At 38.6% G+C, this 19,234-nt stretch carries 15 protein-coding genes; 11 read left to right on the forward strand and 4 right to left on the reverse strand.

The window, feature by feature from the left end:
• Position 1: 1 nt before the first annotated feature.
• Genes tagH through P3L44_RS13800 form a run of 11 tightly spaced genes read left to right on the forward strand, consistent with a single transcriptional unit; the run spans position 2 to position 16,115 of the window.
• Complete coding sequence (gene tagH / locus P3L44_RS13750; RefSeq protein ID WP_004908049.1) at positions 2 to 1,267, forward strand: type VI secretion system-associated FHA domain protein TagH; 1,266 nt, start codon at positions 2 to 4, stop codon at positions 1,265 to 1,267.
• A gap of 1 nt (position 1,268) precedes the next feature.
• Positions 1,269 to 1,820 carry a type VI secretion system lipoprotein TssJ gene (tssJ, locus tag P3L44_RS13755; RefSeq protein ID WP_004908047.1) on the forward strand — a complete coding sequence of 184 codons (552 nt, stop codon included), beginning with the start codon at positions 1,269 to 1,271 and terminating at the stop codon, positions 1,818 to 1,820.
• A 1-nt stretch (position 1,821) separates the two neighbouring features.
• Positions 1,822 to 3,180 (forward strand): type VI secretion system baseplate subunit TssK, encoded by a 1,359-nt coding sequence (tssK, locus tag P3L44_RS13760; RefSeq protein WP_180359464.1) that lies wholly within the window; start codon positions 1,822 to 1,824, stop codon positions 3,178 to 3,180.
• Positions 3,173 to 3,928, forward strand: a complete 756-nt coding sequence (icmH, locus tag P3L44_RS13765; protein WP_272661435.1) for a type IVB secretion system protein IcmH/DotU — start codon at positions 3,173 to 3,175, stop codon at positions 3,926 to 3,928. The genes tssK and icmH overlap by 8 nt, the downstream gene beginning before the upstream one ends.
• Positions 3,929 to 3,936: 8 nt before the next feature.
• On the forward strand, positions 3,937 to 6,558 hold the full coding sequence (gene tssH / locus P3L44_RS13770) for a type VI secretion system ATPase TssH (RefSeq protein WP_272661434.1): 2,622 nt from the start codon (positions 3,937 to 3,939) through the stop codon (positions 6,556 to 6,558).
• Positions 6,555 to 7,343, forward strand: coding sequence for a helix-turn-helix domain-containing protein (locus P3L44_RS13775; protein WP_272661433.1), 789 nt, complete (start codon positions 6,555 to 6,557; stop codon positions 7,341 to 7,343). Before tssH ends, P3L44_RS13775 begins: the two co-directional genes overlap by 4 nt.
• 1 nt (position 7,344) lies before the next feature.
• Positions 7,345 to 7,995 carry a type VI secretion system-associated protein VasI gene (gene vasI, locus P3L44_RS13780; RefSeq protein ID WP_004256010.1) on the forward strand — a complete coding sequence of 217 codons (651 nt, stop codon included), beginning with the start codon at positions 7,345 to 7,347 and terminating at the stop codon, positions 7,993 to 7,995.
• Between the two features lie 5 nt (positions 7,996 to 8,000).
• Positions 8,001 to 9,449, forward strand: a complete 1,449-nt coding sequence (tssA, locus tag P3L44_RS13785) for a type VI secretion system protein TssA (RefSeq protein WP_272661432.1) — start codon at positions 8,001 to 8,003, stop codon at positions 9,447 to 9,449.
• Positions 9,449 to 12,997 (forward strand): type VI secretion system membrane subunit TssM, encoded by a 3,549-nt coding sequence (gene tssM, locus P3L44_RS13790; protein WP_272661431.1) that lies wholly within the window; start codon positions 9,449 to 9,451, stop codon positions 12,995 to 12,997. The genes tssA and tssM overlap by 1 nt, the downstream gene beginning before the upstream one ends.
• 45 nt (positions 12,998 to 13,042) lie before the next feature.
• Positions 13,043 to 14,386, forward strand: a complete 1,344-nt coding sequence (locus P3L44_RS13795; protein ID WP_272661430.1) for a VasL domain-containing protein — start codon at positions 13,043 to 13,045, stop codon at positions 14,384 to 14,386.
• Positions 14,379 to 16,115: a type VI secretion system baseplate subunit TssF gene (locus P3L44_RS13800; RefSeq protein ID WP_272661429.1), complete on the forward strand. Its 1,737-nt coding sequence runs from the start codon at positions 14,379 to 14,381 to the stop codon at positions 16,113 to 16,115. Before P3L44_RS13795 ends, P3L44_RS13800 begins: the two co-directional genes overlap by 8 nt.
• Positions 16,116 to 16,461: 346 nt before the next feature.
• Here P3L44_RS13800 and P3L44_RS13805 read toward each other — a convergent pair whose 3' ends face one another.
• The 4 genes from P3L44_RS13805 to P3L44_RS13820 form a co-directional block, all read right to left on the reverse strand.
• The gene (locus P3L44_RS13805; protein ID WP_272661428.1) at positions 16,462 to 16,794 is read right to left on the reverse strand and encodes a GAD-like domain-containing protein; all 333 of its coding nucleotides are present in this window, start codon (positions 16,792 to 16,794) and stop codon (positions 16,462 to 16,464) included.
• Positions 16,795 to 16,812: 18 nt separating this feature from the next.
• The gene (locus P3L44_RS13810) at positions 16,813 to 17,442 is read right to left on the reverse strand and encodes a GAD-like domain-containing protein (protein WP_272661427.1); all 630 of its coding nucleotides are present in this window, start codon (positions 17,440 to 17,442) and stop codon (positions 16,813 to 16,815) included.
• A 94-nt stretch (positions 17,443 to 17,536) separates the two neighbouring features.
• Entirely contained in the window at positions 17,537 to 17,929 is a 393-nt protein-coding gene (locus tag P3L44_RS13815) for a thioredoxin family protein (RefSeq protein WP_094960742.1), read from the reverse strand.
• Positions 17,922 to 19,211, reverse strand: coding sequence for a HEAT repeat domain-containing protein (locus P3L44_RS13820; protein WP_272661426.1), 1,290 nt, complete (start codon positions 19,209 to 19,211; stop codon positions 17,922 to 17,924). Before P3L44_RS13820 ends, P3L44_RS13815 begins: the two co-directional genes overlap by 8 nt.
• Positions 19,212 to 19,234 lie beyond the last annotated feature (23 nt).

The following is a 19,234-nucleotide window of genomic DNA, read 5'->3' on the forward strand; positions in this document are numbered from 1 at the left end:
CATGGATAAACATCAGCCAACAATTTCATTTAGCATAACGAATAGTGAACAACTAGAAAGTGGTTACCTACCGAGTGCAACATTGACCCAACATGGCGGCTTAATTGGTAGTGGCAATCAATGTGACTGGAAAATTCAAGACGGTGATGGAGCTATCTCTGCCAGCCAGTTTACTGTTTTCTGGAAAGATCAGCATTTTTGTTTAAAAGTAAACTCAGGCTCTGTTTACATTAATCACGCGATTATACCGTTACATCTTGATGCGGTGAAGCTTGCCCAAGGAGATCAAATTAGAGTGGGCAAACTGGTTATTACAACCAATATTAGTTTAACTGGGCAGCCTGTACAAAATATGATGGCAGCGACACCGCAATCTATTGTTGCAAAAGATCATAATCCTTTAGATTCATTATTTGATATTGATACAGTAAATAATGAAAACAAAGAGTCCCCATTTGTTCCAACTGTTCAAGGTGCTCTCACTACAGATCCCTTACAAGCGCTAGAAAATGAAAATCTCAGTTTAATTTCTAAGAGTCAATCCGTCGTCTCAGAACCTTCTTTATTGAGTGACCCACTCTCTTATTCACCTGCCCTTGCGATATCAGATAATCAAGAGAATACCATGGTACAAGAATTTATTGATTTACCCAAAATTACACCTTTCGAAGATGAACACATGACCGATATTGATCATGTTGCAATTAACCCTCTCATGAATGGTTTAGGTATCCATCTTAATTTAGCGAGCTCTCAACAAGCTAATGACTTTCTCATAGAACTCGGTAAAACAATGAAAGCTGCTGTTGAAGGTTTACTCGCTTTGCAGCAACAGCAGGAGAGTTTACAGGATAAGCAACTTCGCCCTATTGAAGATAACCCGCTACGTCTAAACAGTAGTTATGAAGATACGATGAAATTGATGTTTACAGATGAACGTAGCCCTGTTCACCTTTCAGCACCTTCCGCCGTCACTGAAAGTCTGCACAATATGCAGTTACATTACCATGCAAATCAAGAAGCGATATCGACAGCTTTAGCAACAATGCTTGCGGCTTTTTCTCCAGAACATTTATTAAACCGTTTTTCCCAATACCGACGTGCTTCAGATAACACGCCAATGACTGATGGCTGGGCATGGGAAATGTACAGTAACTATTACAAAGAGCTTTCTTCATCGCGGCAGCAGGGTTTTGAAAAATTATTCTATGAAGTTTATTCCCATGCTTATGACCGAGCATTAAGAAAAGGCCTAGAGGAAGCTTAAAATGCAGCTTAGAACTTTCTCAGTGTTACTGTTATTTGCCTCATTTTTCATTTTGAGTGGGTGCAGTAAAACGTTACAGACAGCGTCAAAAGTGGGGCAAATTCTATTGGACCCGTCGATTCCCGTTGGCTATCCAAAAGATCAGCCATCCACTGTTGATTTAACCATCCTCGCTGAACCCTATATTAATCCTAATCAGGAAGATGAAGCTGCACCGATAAATATCCAAATTGTTTATCTTAATGAAGATTCTTTATTTGGCTCTTTAGATCATGACCAGATAGAAGCTAAAGATGGGGACTTAGAGAAAGTTCTGAAGAAAAATTATATAGACCACCAAGATTACACTATCTTGCCGGGCCAATATAAGCCCTTCCCGACGATGACACTACAGGCATCTAATCGTTATATCGGCATTATTGCCTATTATTCAGACCCTGATAATGCGGAATGGAAAAAAATAGTTAAAGCCCGAGGAAAAGGACGACACTACTTTATTTTAGCTCACATTAGAGAAAACGAAATCGAATTTAGACAAGAAGAGGATGATTAATATGTCGACTAAAAATAGAGTAATTTGGCGTGAAGGGCTATTTATCAAACCTCAACATTTTCAGCAACAGCAACGTCATCAAGATTACGTTACTGAAAGTATTTTAAAGAGCTTTATCTCTCATTTTTGGGGATTCAGTACGTTATCGTTAAGTAACGATTTATATTCGTTAGGTCGTATTGGTATTCAAGAAGCTTCTGGCGTTATGCCAGACGGCACAATTTTCTCTATTCCAAACCAAGATTTATCACCACAACCAATTGATATAAAAAACATTACTGATAGTGATAGTAATGTCATCTACCTTGCCTTTCCTTTAGCTAATGGGAACGTTGGTGAAATCTCAAATGAGCATAATGGGAGCCGTTTACTTTCACGTTATAGTGAAAGTACAGAAAATGTTCGTGATTTACATACTGAAAATGGTGATTTAAGTACTATCCACGTTGCACGATTAAACCCTATCCTCAAGCAAGGTAAAAGTGGCTTAGACGCTTACGTGACATTGCCCATATGCCGTATTAGAGAACGTAATGCCAACGGAAGCTTAACGCTTGATAACGATTATATTCCAAGCCTCCTGAATATTCGGGCATCGCTATTACTCAATGAATTTCTTACTGAGATTGAAGGCACTTTGTATGAACGAGGTAAACAAATAGCCTCCCGAATTGGTGCCCCTGGCCAGCAAGGTGTTGCGGATGTCGCTGAATTTATGATGCTACAAGTACTCAACCGTACCTATCCACTTTATTCACATTATGCGCAAGAGCCAGTCATTCACCCTGAAAAGCTTTTTCGGGATTTATTGGAACTTTGTGGCGAGCTGCAAACATTCACGAATTCGTCTCGCTTACCCGATACCATTGCAAAATATAAGCACTTTGATTTAACAGATAGCTTTCTCCCATTAATAAAAAGTATCCGTGAAGCATTAAGTGTTGTCTTGACGCCGCGTGCAATTCCTATTCCGTTACAAATCCAAGAACACGGTATTCGAGTGGCGACTATTCATGACAAACAACTGCTCCAAAAAGCGGAATTTATTATTGCAGTTAAGTCACAGATGCCACAGGAACAACTACGCCGGCAGTTCCCACAGCAAACTAAAGTGACCACGGTAAATAATATTCGTAGCTTGGTCAGTGTTCAAATACCGGGGGTCCCTTTATCCCCTCTTTCAACTGCTCCACGGCAATTACCTTATCATTCTGGGTATAACTACTTCCATTTTGATCAACAAGGTAATGAATGGAAGGGGATCCAGCAGGATGGCAATATCGCCTTCCACGTTTCTGGCAATTTCCCTGATTTAGATATTCAGTTATGGGCAATAAGAGATGGAGCACTCTATGACTGATAATATTTTGCTTAATCACGATGTTGATAGCGGTATTTCACAGAAGAATTACCAAATCCCACTTAGGGGTAACAACATTAACCCAATGATCGATGCTGCAACGCCACTTTTCGGTATGGTTTTACGAATGAAAGCGATGTCTGAAACGCCACTTTCAGAGAAACTTTACCAGCAAGTGGTCATGGACATCACGTCTATTGAACAGCAACTGCAAATACAAGGTTACGAGCCTGGGGCCATTGTTTCGTTTCGTTATGTCTTGTGCACTTTCATTGATGAAACAGCGCTTGGATTGGGCTGGGATCAAGAAAATGGCTGGGTAAAACAGTCATTACTTGTCCACTTTCATAATGAGTCATGGGGTGGCGAAAAGGTCTTTATCTTAATTGAAAGATTATTAGGTGAGCCCAAACGTTACCTCGACCTCATTGAGTTTATCTACCTTTGCCTCTGTCTTGGATACCGAGGTCGTTACAAAGTATCTGCGGGGCAAAATGATGAATTCAACCATTTGCTTAGACGCTTACAAAAACAAATACAACAACTTAAAGGCGATGCAAAACCGATTATCCTGTTTGAAAAAGGGGATAACAAGCAGAGCCGCTACCGTTTAGGTAAGCGGTTAGGCGTACGTTACATCATCATTGGTGCGGCAATATTAGCATTTATTATTTATCAGATTTACTCATCCCAACTGAATTACCAAACACTCAGAATTGTGGAACAACTTAATACTTTACTCGGCTAGGACGCATTATGATCCAAATTGATCTCTCAACACTTGTTAACCGATTACACCCGATTGCTAAGCATGCGTTAGAAAGCGCAGCAGCTTACTGTGTAAGCCATCAACAACCTGAAATTACGATTGCTCAGTTTCTTCAGAAACTCATTGAAACGCCATTAACTGACATTCGCCTAATCAGCCAGAAGAGCACTTTGGATATTAATAAGCTGTCAGAATTATTAGATATTCAAATTCCACCTCATCAAGCCATTACACAGAGCTATCCGAGCTTCTCTCCTTTATTGGTAGAGTGGATGAAAGACAGCTGGTTACTTGCATCGACAGAATTCAACCACAGTGAACTTCGCTCAGGTGTTCTCTTTCTCACATTATTACAAATGCCGTTGCGTTACCTCCCAAAACCGGTTGCAGACATGCTTTCACAAGTTAATCGAGAGCAATTAAAACTCAGTTTTGATAAGTGGACAGAAGGGTCTGCTGAATCGCCTTTTGACGAACAAGCACCTCAAAATAACGGCAAAATCGCGTCGGACTCATTGTTAGCAAAATTTACGCAAAACATGACCGAACAAGCTCGAAATAATGAGCTCGACCCTGTTTTATGTCGCGATCATGAAATCGACCTTATGATTGATATCCTTTGCCGCCGTCGGAAAAATAACCCTGTCGTCGTTGGGGAACCAGGCGTTGGGAAAAGCGCGCTTATTGAAGGCCTCGCATTGCGTATTATCGCCGGTGAAATCCCTGAAAAATTAAGAGGATGTGAACTTCTAACCTTAGATTTAGGTGCATTGCAAGCTGGTGCAGCGGTTAAAGGTGAATTTGAGAAACGCTTTAAAGGCATCATGCAAGAAGTTTCTCAATCTCCTCACCCCATAATTCTATTCATTGATGAAGCGCACACATTGATTGGTGCAGGTAATCAACAGGGTGGCCTAGATGTTTCCAATTTATTGAAACCTGCATTAGCGCGCGGTGAATTGAGAACAATCGCCGCAACCACCTGGAGTGAGTATAAAAAATACTTCGAAAAAGATGCTGCACTAGCCCGCCGTTTTCAATTAGTTCAAGTTAAAGAACCCACATCTGCGGACGCAATTATCATTATGCGTGGTTTACGCGCTATTTATGAAAAAGCACATAATGTTTTTATCGATGATGAAGCACTTCGAGCCAGTGCTGAACTCAGTGAACGTTATATTTCAGGACGTCAATTACCTGATAAAGCCATTGACGTATTAGACACTGCATGTGCAAGGACAGCGATCAATTTATCTTCGCCGCCAAAAATGCTCTCTTCATTAAAAACAGATCTCCAGCAAATAGAGATGGAGACAGCGATATTAAAAAGAGAACATCATCTTGGCTTGGATAATCACTCAGAACGCCTTGAGGAATTAGCATCAAAAGCAAATGAGATTGAGCAAAAAGCTTCCGATATACAACAAGCATGGGAACAACAACAAGCGCTTGTTTCACAAATTATAACTTTGCGCTCAACATTATTAGACAATGAAAATACCGAGCTCCAGTCCGAAGATGCTCGTCATTCAGATGAACTGAAACAGGAATTGCAAACATTAGACCAGCAACTTGCTCAACTCCATGAAACACACTTACTCGTTTCGCCACACGTCGATAAAAAGCAAATTGCAGCTGTCATCGCAGAATGGACTGGTGTGCCACTAAATCGATTATCACAAGATGCTTTATCTATTGTTACCGATCTTCCCACCTACTTAGAAGAAAGTATTAAAGGGCAATCATTAGCAATACAGTGCTTACACAAACATTTGTTAACGGCACGCGCTGATTTACGCCGCCCAGGTCGCCCTCTTGGTGCATTTTTATTGGCAGGGCCAAGTGGTGTCGGTAAAACAGAAACTGTGATCCAAATTGCACAATTAATGTTTGGTGGAACTCAATACCTAACGACCATTAATATGTCTGAGTTTCAAGAAAAGCATACGGTATCTCGTCTCATCGGTTCGCCACCGGGTTATGTCGGCTATGGTGAGGGGGGGATATTAACAGAAGCTATTCGTCAGAAGCCTTATTCTGTTGTACTACTTGATGAAGTCGAAAAAGCCCATCCAGACGTTCTAAATTTGTTCTATCAAGCATTTGATAAAGGCGAGATAGCCGATGGTGAAGGACGAGTCATTGATTGTAAAAATATCGTATTCTTCCTAACGTCTAATTTAGGTGACCATGTGATTACCGCGTATGCGGACAAGCCTGATGAGCTGCAAGATGCACTTTATCCTGAGCTCACCACATTTTTTAAACCCGCCCTACTGGCCCGCATGGAAATTGTTCCTTATTTACCTCTTTCGGCTGATATTTTACGGCAAATTGTTGATAGTAAGCTGACGCGTCTTATGATCTTATTGAAACAACGTTTTAATGCAAAAATCCAGTTAGAAGATAGCGTCCCTAATGAAATTTTACGTCGAGCTTCTCGCGCTGAAAATGGTGCTCGTATCTTAGAATCAATTATTGACGGTGCCTTATTACCGCCTCTTTCTTTGTTGCTCCTTCAATTCAGTGCCCGTAATGAAACCATCTCCCATATTCGTTTAACAACGGAAAATGATGAATTTATTGCGGAGGTTAACAAAGAAAAATGAAAGCAAGACTAAAAAATGCACTTGCTCTTCTTGAGTGCCGTGACGTAGAAGCGCTAGCCGTTCAATTTTTGACATATAGTTTTTCGCGTAGCGTATTCAGCGGGCTAATTATTTCATTGGTCAATAAAACCGAAAATAGATTAGAAAGCTGGAACATTGACCACTCACTCCAAGTTCAAAGCCATTTTTTAGACACTGATATTACTGATGCCGATCACCCTTTAATTCAACTTGTATTAAAGGGTGAACCCACATTTTGGAAGAATTTACAGCAAGGTAGCTACATTAATAACGCGTCATTACGTGATTTTATTTCGCAGCTTCCTGTTAATACTGGGCTGTATAGCTTACCACTGCATGATCTGAACCATAAACCATGCGGTGCCATTATTCTTTTAGGGCAGGCCAAAGAGTTAGAAAATTTCGAACAAGGCATTTTCCCTATTTATTGCGAGCTCTTTCATCAGCAATTAAAACGCATTCTTGAATTGGCAAATACGCAACAAAAAATTTCGCACTTGCAATATCTCAATCAGTTGCATAAAGAAAAGGAAGTAAGCCTCAATGAGGCCTTAAACATATTAACGGCATCAATCACAAGTATGGAACCAATAACAAATAACCCAAAAGATATTAATGATTTAGAGGCTGCTGTAGAGAGCTATGAAAAAGAAATTTTATTAAACAAGCGGCGTGAGCTAAAGGGAGATATCAACGCAATGGCAGAACACCTCAACATATCTAAGCGTGCGCTGATATATAAATTGAAGAAGTACGGAGTATAAAATGAAAATACTGAAACTCTTTTTTTGCTCTTTGATGCTAGTTTTCTTCGCTTTGTCTGGAAAAGCTGAAAGCAATATTAGCCAGAAGATCGCTGAAGAACTCACCCAGTGTCGTCTAGAATCTTCTCAGCTTATTCGCTTAGATTGCTATGACAAAATAGCGCTGTCCTCGACGCCTGCAGCAAATACTTCACCTAATATTGCTCAAATGGGGAAAACTTGGCGCCAAGCTTATGAACACGAAATGAAACGTGTCGAAAATAGTGCGGGTTTCTTAGTCTCAGTACCTGAAAATGGTGATTACCCCGTCATTATGACTATCCCAGCCATTGGTTTTCAACCTCCGCGCCCTGTTCTCATGTTGAGCTGCATCGACAACATTACCCGTATGCAAATTATTTTACCCAATAAACAAGATGCAGGCAGTGTGATGGTCTCGACTGATAGAACGCAATTCACTGCAGAATGGTTTTTACGCGAAAATGGCTATGTATTGGAATCAAGCCGTGGTTTACCTGGCATAGATGAAATCAAGCGTTTATTAAATGGCGAAAAATTGACTTTAAAATTAACTAATAACGAAAAACTAACGTTCAATATTTCAGGGATGTCCCAAGAAATTAAACCATTAAGAGCCGCTTGCCACTGGTAAAAATAATGACAAACAATACCCCTTATTCTTGGAAAGAACAGTTACTTGCCCATCTTGATGAACAGCTGGTGTGTAGTGCTGTGAACGATAGTGACCCCGACTGGGAGTATATCGATAGTGAAATGATAAAATTCGGCTCTCTCAGTCACAGCCAATTAGATGTTAAAGAAATTCAACGTCGGTGTTTGCGGTTGCTTGAAACACAGACAAAGGATTTCCGCTTAATCGTGCACTTATTACGTACCTTACAGCATGCAGGTGAACCTAAAGAATTAGTTTTAGCAGCGCAGATCCTTTCTGATTTTACGCGCCAGTATTGGCATGTCTGCTATCCAACGAATATTAAGCTCAAGCTACGCTTAGCGAACCAAATTATAAAACGCTTCGAGTCAGTAAACGATATTTTTTGCCGTTCTGCTAATAGCAAAATGCGTGATGATATTCTGGGCTCTTTTGCCTATTTAGCGCAATCTTGGCATGAACAGAGCCCCGAACTTTCTGAACAAATTGATGCATTGAGTCGAGGTTATCAGCGAATTGAAGAAAGCGAACAGCCCATAGTGTTAGCTTCAGCGCCAAAAGAAGCCGCAATGCCTATTACTGAAACTGTACAACCACCAGCAAATAGCTTTGTCATGCCAGCAATCAATATAAATCAGCATGACGAAAGACAATGGAAGCAAACGCTACTCCAAGTTTCAGAAGTTATTTGTTTACAAATGCCTGAAAGTTCAGTTGGTTATCGCTTACGACGTTATGCTATCTGGCATTCCATTACAATGTTGCCCCAAGCCGATCGTCAAGGTAAAACCCCATTAGCGCCGGTTTCGATGGATCGCATAATGGATTACAGAGCCCAACTTTCTCAACCATCAAACTCCCTATTAAATAATATAGAGCAAAGCTTATCACTATCGCCTTATTGGCTAGAAGGCCACATGCTCGCAGCACAAGCAGCAGCTAAACTGGGTTATTCAGAAGTCGCGGATGGTATCGCAGAAGAGTTACGTCTTTTTTTAGCTCGCCTTCCAAACCTCGTCAACTTGCATTTTTCTGATATGAGCCCTTTCGTCCCCGACAGCGTGAAAGAATGGTTAGAAGATTGTCGCAAAACAGAGAGTGGCCAATTATTTCATTCAAATACCACATTATTACAGCAAGACGTTTTACTGTGCTATGAACAACAAGGGCTTGAAGCCGCATTGAAGCTCATTGAATCAAGCCTTGTAGCTGCAATAGAGCCTAGAGATAAATTTTATGGGCAATTATTGTCAGCGCAACTATTCGAGCTCTCAGGAATGGGCTATATGGCGGCCCACTTATATCAGCAACTTTATACCGCTACTTTACACTTTTCACTCAAGGATTGGGAACCCAGCCTCGTAAGACAACTCGTTCAAAAAACAGACAAAACACCAGAAACAACAATGACTATGGATAGGGATCTACAATAATGAAATTACCGTTTTTCTCCATTTCAAACATAACCAATTCGGTAAAAAAACTGTTTTTTGCTGATAGGCCAAAAATTGTCTCCTTTTTCCTATTTTTATTAGCGTTACTCCCTGCGCTCGTCATTGTGTGGATTTGGTTGTGGGGGCCGACATTCACTTATCAAGACTCAATGCCATTTAGTACACTCACCTCACGCTGGCTTGCTACGCTAATTATTATTTTGCTTGTCGTCAGTTGGATAGGTTTAGTTACATGGCGTCGAGTAAAAAAACTTGAAGCGTTAAAACTCGATGTTGAGTTAACCGTTGTTGACCCCGTTAGGCAGGATATTGACTTCCAAAATCGTTATTTAGACTATTGGAAATCTCAATTTACTCGTCACTTAAATGGCCATTCTAAGGCTGTTTATTTGCGCCCTTGGTATTTTATTTTAGGTGCAAACCAAAGCGGAAAACATAGCTTATTGAAAAATACGCTGAATCCATTGGATATCGCGCCAAGTGACAATATCGTTAATGAACAAAAGCTGCCTTTAAATATTGAGTGCTTGTTGACGGATAGTGCCGTTCTTTTTGTTCCTAACGGCAAGCTATTGACTCAACCAAATGAACATAATGAGAAACCTCAACTCTATCATCGGTTGTGGGAAGAGTTACTTAATTGGATAAAGACTAATCGCTCAAGACAACCCATGAACGGGATTATTTTAACGGTAGATACCTTATCCCTACTCACCAATACGAAAGAGCAAAATAGCCAATTGATTGCCGACCTGCAAATGCGTATTGAAGAAATTAGAATGACTTTTAATAGTCAACTACCATTATATATCGTATTAACGAAGCTCGATTTACTACGTGGTTTCGATTCAATGTACCAGTCATTGGATGCGCAACAACGTAACCAAGTATTGGGTGTTTCTTTCGACCTTAAATCTCAAAAAGATTGGAAGACGGGTTTAACGCACTTCTGGTTACAGTGGGTTAACCAAATGAATAGCGCACTACCTGAAATGATGCTACAACGAGCAGAAGGTAATCAACGTAGTGATTTATTCAGCTTTGTACGTCAAATAGAAGGGTTACAGAGCCACGTTATAACATTAATTAATGCACTGTTGATTAATAACGAACAACATAACATTTGTTTAAGGGGTGTTTATCTCACCTCTGCATTACAGATTGGCCAAATAGACGATGTCTTTAGCCAAACGGCATCCGTGCAATACCATTTACCGACAGCCCCACTAACAACTTGGCCAATCAATGATAGCCCCCCTTACTTTACACATAATTTATTTGACCAAGTCCTTTTCAGTGAGCCCAATTTAGCAGCTGAAAATCAATATTGGGTCAAAAAACACCGTTCTCGTCTCTTAGTCACAACACTGGCCAGTTTTGCCGGTTTAATTGCGCTTTGGAGTGGTTGGAATCACTATTATGATAAAAACTACCGCGCCGGTGAGAGTGTGCTTAATGAGGTTAAAGCCTTTAGAACGATAGATAATAACGTCCAAAAAGATACTGATGGTAGCTTACAACTTCCCGTCCTCAACCCATTGCGTGAAGCGACACTTGCCTATGGGAACCACCGCGATAAAAATGCGCTGTTTTCTGATATGGGGCTGTATCAAGGCCAAAAAGTCGGCCCACAAGTTGAGCAAGTTTATCTGCAATTACTGACCGAACGTTTCTTACCCGCAATTATGTCAGGGCTTTTAATTGAACTTAATAATGCAGATAAGGGCAGTGAAGATAAACTCGAAATTTTACGCATTATGCGCATGTTAGAAGATAAAACAGGGCGCAATAATGGCATGGTTGAAGACTTTATGGCGAATTATTGGAGCCATCTCTTCACTGGGCAACGTGAAAAACAAATGCTATTAAAAGCACACTTACGTTATGCGCTTGAACACACGGATTGGAAAGCGGAACGAGACAACGGTCTGATGACTGCGATTAAGGCCTTCACGCCTTTTGCGACCCCCATTAAAAATGCCCAGAAAGAACTCAGTGTGTTATCGCTTTATCAACGTGTGTACCAGGCATTACGGCTAAAAGCCAACCAAGAACTTTCAGCGCCTTTAAATTTGCAATATCAGATAGGCCCAAGTTTTAATACTGTTTTTACCGCTATTGATGAGGATAAATTAGAAATCCCACAGTTTTTAACACGTTCAGGATTATTAAACTATTTTATTCGCCAAAATGACAAATTAGTTGAACTCACGTTGCTTGATGCTTGGGTGCTCAATCTCACATCAAATACCCAATATAGTGAGAATGACCGTAAAGAAATTCAACGTCAAATCAGTGAGCAATATATCAGTGATTATATCGCTCAATGGCGTAACGGAATGAGTAATTTAGAAATTCGTGAATTTGACTCAATCCAAGATGAAATCATCGCTCTTGAACAAATCATCAGCGGAGAGCAGCCTTTGCGTCGTGCCTTACAAGTTTTGCGTGATAATACGGTCATTCCATCCATTGATGAAAACTTACCTATTGAGAAACAAAAAGCCTTGATGGCAGAACCTTCTTACCGTTTATTAACACGTTTAGATAGAGAATTCACACCCCAAACAGAAATACTGGTCAGTAATCAAGGAGAAAACTTACAGAATCTCAATCAAAAATTGAATGATTTGCATCGATATTTGTTGGGAATACAAAACTCTCCAGTACCGGGCAAAGCGGCACTTAAAGCAGTTTCCATGCGACTCAATGATAATAATAAAGATGCCATATTTGAACTATCACAAATGGCTAAAACATTGCCTGAACCGCTCAATCGTTGGGTAGATGAACTTGCAGAACAAGCCTGGAATGTTGTCCAGAAAGAAGCTATTCGACATATGGAAGTTGAATGGAATGAAAATGTTGTAAAACAATATAATACCTATATTGCTGGTCGCTATCCGTTTAATCCAAACTCAAAACAAGATGTTCCATTAAGTGAGTTCGAACGCTTCTTTAAACCTAATGGCACACTCGATAGCTTCTATCAACAGAACTTACGTTTATTTGTTGAAAATAACTTAGTCGATAATAGGGATAGTCAATCACTGATCCGCTCTGATGTTTTAGCGCAAATAGAAACTGCAAATCGCATAAGAGAAACCTTCTTTAATGCACAAGGTAATTTAGAAGCACAATTTGCAGTTGAACCCCTTTCATTAAGTGGCAATAAACGCCGTAGTATCTTAAATCTTGACGGTCAGCTTATTGATTATGCCCATAGCCGCAGCCATGTCACGCATCTCGTTTGGCCAAACTCGATGCGTTCAAATATTGAAAGTAAACTGACTCTAGTTCCGCTTTCCGGCGATAAATCGCCTCGTTCAATTAGTTTCTCAGGACCGTGGGCACAAATGCGCTTAGTCGACAGTGCGAAGTTAATGAATATCAAATCCAATTCATTCGATATTCGTTTCACGATTGATAGTGGGGATATGACTTATCGAGTTCTGGTTGATGAGTCTAATAATCCTTTCTTCGGAGGATTATTCACAAAGTTCCGTTTACCTGAAACCCTTTATTAATGTGATTGCCTCCACTTTATGTGGGGGCATAGGATATTCAACGAGATGAAATCAGAACATTTAGTCATTAAAATCGGGAGCTCCCCTTTAGATACTCCTGAATTTATTGCTCTTAAAACAGAATTTAACAAGTTAAGTCATCCTGCACGTCCGGAGGTCAGTTGGACGCTTATTGAATCACTTTGTTTGTCTCTTTTTAAAAATCATGGTATTGACCTACAAAGCGGTGCTTATTACACAATTGCACGACTACAACGCCATGGACTCAGTGGCTTTACTGAAGGCTGCGAATTATTAGCGAGTGTTATTGTTACTCATTGGGATGCGTTATGGCCTGAAAAACCGAATCAACGAACAGAAGCACTCAACTGGTTTAATACAAAGGCTAGCGCCCTGCTACGCCAGCAAACTTATGAAACAAAAGACCTCCGTTTGGTTTACCGCTCAGAACGCGCGCTACAATTAATCATTGATAAACTGGCTAAAACAACGTGGGAAAAACTGCCTAAAATTGAAAACTTGTTATGGTTCTTTCAAAATTTAGCCAAACAACTTGAAAAACAGGAAGAATATGCAAAACAGACTACATCCGAATCTGTCACGCTCCCGCCTTTAGTGTATATCCAACAACCTGCTAAACAGGTAGAGCAACCATCACCAACATTTATTTTTGAACCCCCAGAGCCCGCATCAACATTAACAGTAACAACTAAAAAAATGAGCGCTACCCGTGGTTTTATATGGGGTTGTGTGCTCAGTAGTGCACTCTTTTTAGTCAGTGGATTTAGCGCCTATGTTTATTTTAAACATGAGATGGAGGCTATAACGTCCATTCCTGAAGGTGCTGTTGCCAAATGGTTATTTAAACCCGAAATAAATACCTATGAATATCATTTAGCTTTGCTCGAAAAGCGTTCCCCTCTCGCTAACTTGAAACTGATCGAGAACATGCAAGAAAAAGCAAAATCTTATTGGCCTGCGGATGCTGATCAGGCTTACTTCAGCCGAAATTGGCAAAACCAATATGAGGTGCGTTTAGAAAATATGCCTATTAATGATAGTTGGTCTGAAACAGCAATGTTGTTACAGCAACTTTCAAATAAAATTATTCAACAAGAAAAAAACCGAGGTAGTTTTACATTATCCTATTTAAAAACTGCCATCTATGACATTCAAAAACAGCACAATAAAGTGGAGCCTATTGAAGAAAAGCTCCGTCAATTATCGCTACAAATTAAAAATGGGCAGCCGGTTCCCCCTGCCACTCTCATCAATATTGATAATAAAATTAATGGATTATTAGCTCGTTACTATGAATTACAAAAACAAGCAGAGCAAAAAGGTTTAAAACCCAGCTCATATTCATCTTTTGGATTAAGTCATGAGTGAAATAAAATATATTAAAGAAAAGCAATACTTACAAAAGCTATACAGTGAATATGCAGATAAAAAGCCACATTTAGCTGATGTATTAGATCCTCAAGATCCGCAGACAAGCTACCTATTAGAAGGGTTTGCTTTTTTATCTGCGCGTTTACAGGATAAAATTGACGATGCATTTCCTGAAATTACATTGCCCCTACTGCAACGACTAGACTCCCAAGCTATAAAAGGGCTTCCAGCAACGACTATTGTACAAATTGACCAAAGTGAATTGCTTTCTTTTCCAGTAGAGATAAATAAAGACCATCTTGTCTTAGGTAATAATGGGGCTCGCTTTAGTTTTTGTCATGAATTCGTCGTAGTACCCTATAGCCTTCTCGCTAGAAAAGTGATTCAGCACCCAAATCGTTCTTGTATTTCACTTGAATTACAGTATCGAGGTGAAACTAAATTTCATTCAACAAGTTCACTTGATGTTTTTTTAGGAGCCAATAAAAAAACATCAGAAACCTTACTACTCGCATTTAGCCAGTATTTTGAAAAAATTGAAGTCGTCCATAATCATATTCGCTATGAGGGAGATCCACTTAACTACGCTTTCGAGCCCAAAATCGGAAAACCCTATAAAATATTCCCACAAGAAAATGCATCACTCAGCGCTCCACAGCAATTATTGGAAGGCCTTTATTTACCTCATGTTCATCATTTTGTTGAGCTCAATATTCCCCAAGTTGTCACTGAGTTAGATTGGGAGCAAGAAAGGCGTTTTACAGTTAACATCTATTTCAATCAACAGCTTCCTTTGACACAAGAGGAATGTGAAAATAGCTTTTATTTAAACTGTGCTCCGGCAATGGATACCGAAGCACAACACACCCTGCTAATTGATTTTAAAGAAAATAAATCAAGTTATTTACTTCCTATCCCTAGCCATCACTACTTGGCTGACCTCTTTGAAATCCAACTTTCACTTGAGCCACATGAACAAGAGAGAGGCATATATTGTCATTTTTATCCTACGACAGAATTAACGGCATCTTCACGCCTTATGCCTCAATACCATAAAACCCTTTTTTACTCCTTAACGATGGAGAAAAATATCACGGGGCATACTCTTTATTATTTAAACTTTTTTGATAATAAAGGCGCCCCTATGGTAACACCGCCCAGCTTACATTTTTCATGTGTTTATATAGGCTTTGAACGTAACCAAAAAAACGAAATTGGCTTATTAAGCCAACACAGTGAAAAAATGCCTGACGGAATTAAAACAGGAAATATCACATTATTGTCACCTTGCTATCCTCCCATCGTTAATAACCACCATTTTTGGCAATTATTATCCCATTACAGTGCTAATGCCTCAATGCTAATGTCATTAGAAAGCGTAAAACACTTAATTGCTGATTATATTCTCTATCGAGATACTGATAGGCAAGTGACACGAAGATGTGAGCGATTATTATCTGGGCTCATTGAGCTGAAAACACATTTATATGACCATATCTTAAAAGGTAAACCCTACCGGTGTTTATCTTTATCTCTACTACTTGATAACGCCCAATATGAAAGCGAAGGTGAGGCCTTTGTATTTACCACTCATCTCTATCACTTTTTTCCATTTTGCCTATCTGAAAATATGTTATTAGAGATGTCTGTGACACTGAATGATGAGAAAAAAACAATGTGGCATTTATCCCCATCCCCCCTAAAAGGACATAAGTCAATGATTTAATTATCTCTCTTAATGAGTAACTAATTAAAGTATCCCAAAGACTATCTCAATATAGTAAAGGGGAGCATAGAAAGTGTGGCGCAAAAACGCTTCAATTGCATCCCCGCCCTATGAACTTATAAGGCAACGCTGCCTGCTTTTAAAGTTTCAAGGTTGCAGTGATTCGCTGTTGTAAAGGGCTAATAATCCTATCTCTGTTTAATGGTTAGAATTCATAAAACCCGCCTCACTGCGGCTAAGGTATTCTTGCCCAAACTCATTATTCAGCTCACAATCACAAGAACTCAGTCTATTATTTAATTTATATTATTTCAGTAAATATATCATAGAAAATAAGAATGATATTTTAGATAAACTTGATTACAGCTGTAATTATTTTCCTTAATTCTAATAAATAATCAATAGCATTTACTTTGTTAGATGCATTAAAATTTAATGTTTCTAGTTTTTGGATAATGGGATCAAAGCAATAAATTTCATTTTCATTTAATCCCCCATATTTTTCAACTAAAGAAAAAAGACCATATTGATAACGACTCCAGCCTTCATTTACCCAACAATTAAGTAAGTTATCGGGTAAAATAGTTTTCCATCTCACAATATATTCAGGTGAAACATAACGAGAAGTTGTTGCTTCACCAAGACTATCGATTATTGATGCGAAGTAAAGATCTCTCATTATATTTTCTCTTTGAATCTAAATATTAATTTCATTAATTTCTGGTTCAGCCAATTGGGCTAAAATAGACAAATGAATACGTGCATCGACTTTTTGGATATGTTTAATATCAAGTTCCCCACCTAAAATAATCGCAAGTTCAAAACCAAATATTTCATTATCACCAAGAGGCCCAAGTTTTTTTACCGCTTTTTCAAAAAGACCTTCTTTACTATGTCTATCTATCTTAGAAAATGCAAATAGAGTCTCTATACTAATGTTTAAACTTTTTTCAGTATGCTGTTTTTTCAATTCTTTAGTTTGTACAAATAGAGTATTAAATGCCGTATTAATAACTACACACTGGCCAGTTCTTTCACCGCATAAATAGATATTCCCAAATCCATTAATGGCAATCGCATGAAAACTATCAATTTCCTCTAAATAAGTGTTTTCCAACCACTCATCGACAATATCCTCATAGTCATCAGGATCTACAATTGTAAATAATCCATTATAATAACTACTCCATCCTTCATTGTGCCAATAAGTTAAGAGTAATTCAGGTAACTTTCCTCGCCACTTATCGATTTCTTCCTCAGAAACAAAACGAGATATAGTGGCTTCTCCAAATTTTTCAACAAATAATTCAAAAGCTTCATCGCGCATCTTATTTTCCTTTTCCTCGGCAGACTTCTAATTCTATCGTTACTTTTATTAAATTGTTTGATTTACAGTAAGGCAAGGTATCCTGATAACCATATTAATACGGTGTTCTCTGTTGGAAATCAGGTGCACTTAAATACTCTCTTACGCCAGGATCAAACTCAACATCCATCACTTTATCTGAGTTTAAGATACTTATGATGGCGTCTAGTCCTGGCCTAATGGGACCTAAAAAATGAATATTTTGTTTCTTTTGTATCAGTACCACCGGAATTACATCTAGATCAATTTCACTCACTAATTCAGGATATTCATCGATATCAATCCAAATAAAACAATCATCAACAAATCTTTCAGACAAAAGTGTGAAAGTGTCTTTCCATGATTCACAATTATGGCACCAAGAAGCACAAAAGCTTATCACCAGTTTTTTTCCAAAGGCTGATTGATAACGAATATTATCTTTATTTAAATCTGGATAATTAATCACCTCTACTCCTTATATTTATTCGATTAAAGTAACAAATATTATTGTATTTAATTTTATTACTCAGATGAAATAAGTGCCAATTTGCTATATGTCTTTCAAGCTGACAACCATTTTGAATAACCGCCTCACAATGAGAAATAGAAATAGTTTTACCTAAAAGTACTTTCCCTTTAAAATTCAGTGATAGTACTGTCCTTTTTACTGCTTCTTGATTAACTTGATTAACACTTGATGAAAGAAAACGAACTCGGCTATCAACCGCTAATTCGGCCTGTTCTACAGAGGCAAATGTCAATTCAGGTGAATTCACATCAATGCCTGTAATCAAACAAATACCTTTAAATGCTAAGCGCGATAATTCAGGGACATCAAGATAACCAATAAGATTTTGAAGATAAGCGGTATTACCGGAATTAGCATAATAAACAATCTTTAAGTAATCAGGCAGTAATTGTATTTGTTCTGATAATACAACTCCATCAAGCATAGAAGATGTATAACCCATCAATCTAGCGATATTCTCTATTATTTGTGAATGAATTAAACCTTTACTTCCTTTTAAGCTATTTTCATTTAAATACAACTGAATGTGTTGAATTAATGCGGAATAAATACGATTATAGTCATCTGAAAGCCAACTAATTGCCTCTATAGCGGCATATTTTATTGTAAGGTCTGTTTCATGATTAAAGAGCTGCCATAGGTCTTCAGATACGCTATTTAGTCCCATATTTTTCGTATAGTCACATAGCGCTATTTTGACCTCTTTTGATGGGGAACTTAAATACTGTAAAAACGTTTCGTATTGAATAACCTCAGCATCATATGCTTTTATTTTCAATAGCGCGATATAAAACATAAATAAATCAATATCTTTAAGTATTGCTAATTGCGCATTTCTAGATGTGATTTCCACCCGAACTAGAGCATCTATAGCACCAATAAATGCATCAAAGCCTAATGTTTTTATCGTTCGCCAAAAATTATCAACGTCTTTCTCATTATCTAACTCATTAAAAAGCGAAGCATAAATAAAGGCATCCTCATAACCTTTCCAACGTTTTAATGCGGACAATGCTTCATGTAAACCAAGCTGCCCGGCATGATATAAACCGTCAAGGTTCGCGTTTAATAGTGCATTAAAGTGATTAAATCGCTCTACATTAATTAATGAAGAATAACGGCTTTCATGTAGCGTTTTATAATAAAACGTCGCATTATTCAGATGCTGCCGAATAATCGGAGTTGGATTTAGAAAATCAATAGAGATTACTGTTGACATATTTTTATCTACTAAACATGTTT

The sequence above is a fragment of the Providencia sp. PROV175 genome, from assembly GCF_032707045.1.
GTDB classification, from domain to species: domain Bacteria; phylum Pseudomonadota; class Gammaproteobacteria; order Enterobacterales; family Enterobacteriaceae; genus Providencia; species Providencia hangzhouensis.

Coding starts and splice junctions, on each gene's coding strand:
- P3L44_RS13800 (WP_272661429.1), top strand. CDS start 14,379: ATGAGTGAAATAAAATATATTAAAGAAAAGCAATACTTACAAAAGCTA.
- P3L44_RS13795 (WP_272661430.1), top strand. CDS start 13,043: ATGAAATCAGAACATTTAGTCATTAAAATCGGGAGCTCCCCTTTAGAT.
- P3L44_RS13805 (WP_272661428.1), bottom strand. CDS start 16,794: ATGAGAGATCTTTACTTCGCATCAATAATCGATAGTCTTGGTGAAGCA.
- P3L44_RS13820 (WP_272661426.1), bottom strand. CDS start 19,211: ATGTCAACAGTAATCTCTATTGATTTTCTAAATCCAACTCCGATTATT.
- P3L44_RS13775 (WP_272661433.1), top strand. CDS start 6,555: ATGAAAGCAAGACTAAAAAATGCACTTGCTCTTCTTGAGTGCCGTGAC.
- P3L44_RS13810 (WP_272661427.1), bottom strand. CDS start 17,442: ATGCGCGATGAAGCTTTTGAATTATTTGTTGAAAAATTTGGAGAAGCC.
- tagH (WP_004908049.1), top strand. CDS start 2: ATGGATAAACATCAGCCAACAATTTCATTTAGCATAACGAATAGTGAA.
- tssM (WP_272661431.1), top strand. CDS start 9,449: ATGAAATTACCGTTTTTCTCCATTTCAAACATAACCAATTCGGTAAAA.
- tssK (WP_180359464.1), top strand. CDS start 1,822: ATGTCGACTAAAAATAGAGTAATTTGGCGTGAAGGGCTATTTATCAAA.
- vasI (WP_004256010.1), top strand. CDS start 7,345: ATGAAAATACTGAAACTCTTTTTTTGCTCTTTGATGCTAGTTTTCTTC.
- icmH (WP_272661435.1), top strand. CDS start 3,173: ATGACTGATAATATTTTGCTTAATCACGATGTTGATAGCGGTATTTCA.
- tssH (WP_272661434.1), top strand. CDS start 3,937: ATGATCCAAATTGATCTCTCAACACTTGTTAACCGATTACACCCGATT.
- tssA (WP_272661432.1), top strand. CDS start 8,001: ATGACAAACAATACCCCTTATTCTTGGAAAGAACAGTTACTTGCCCAT.
- tssJ (WP_004908047.1), top strand. CDS start 1,269: ATGCAGCTTAGAACTTTCTCAGTGTTACTGTTATTTGCCTCATTTTTC.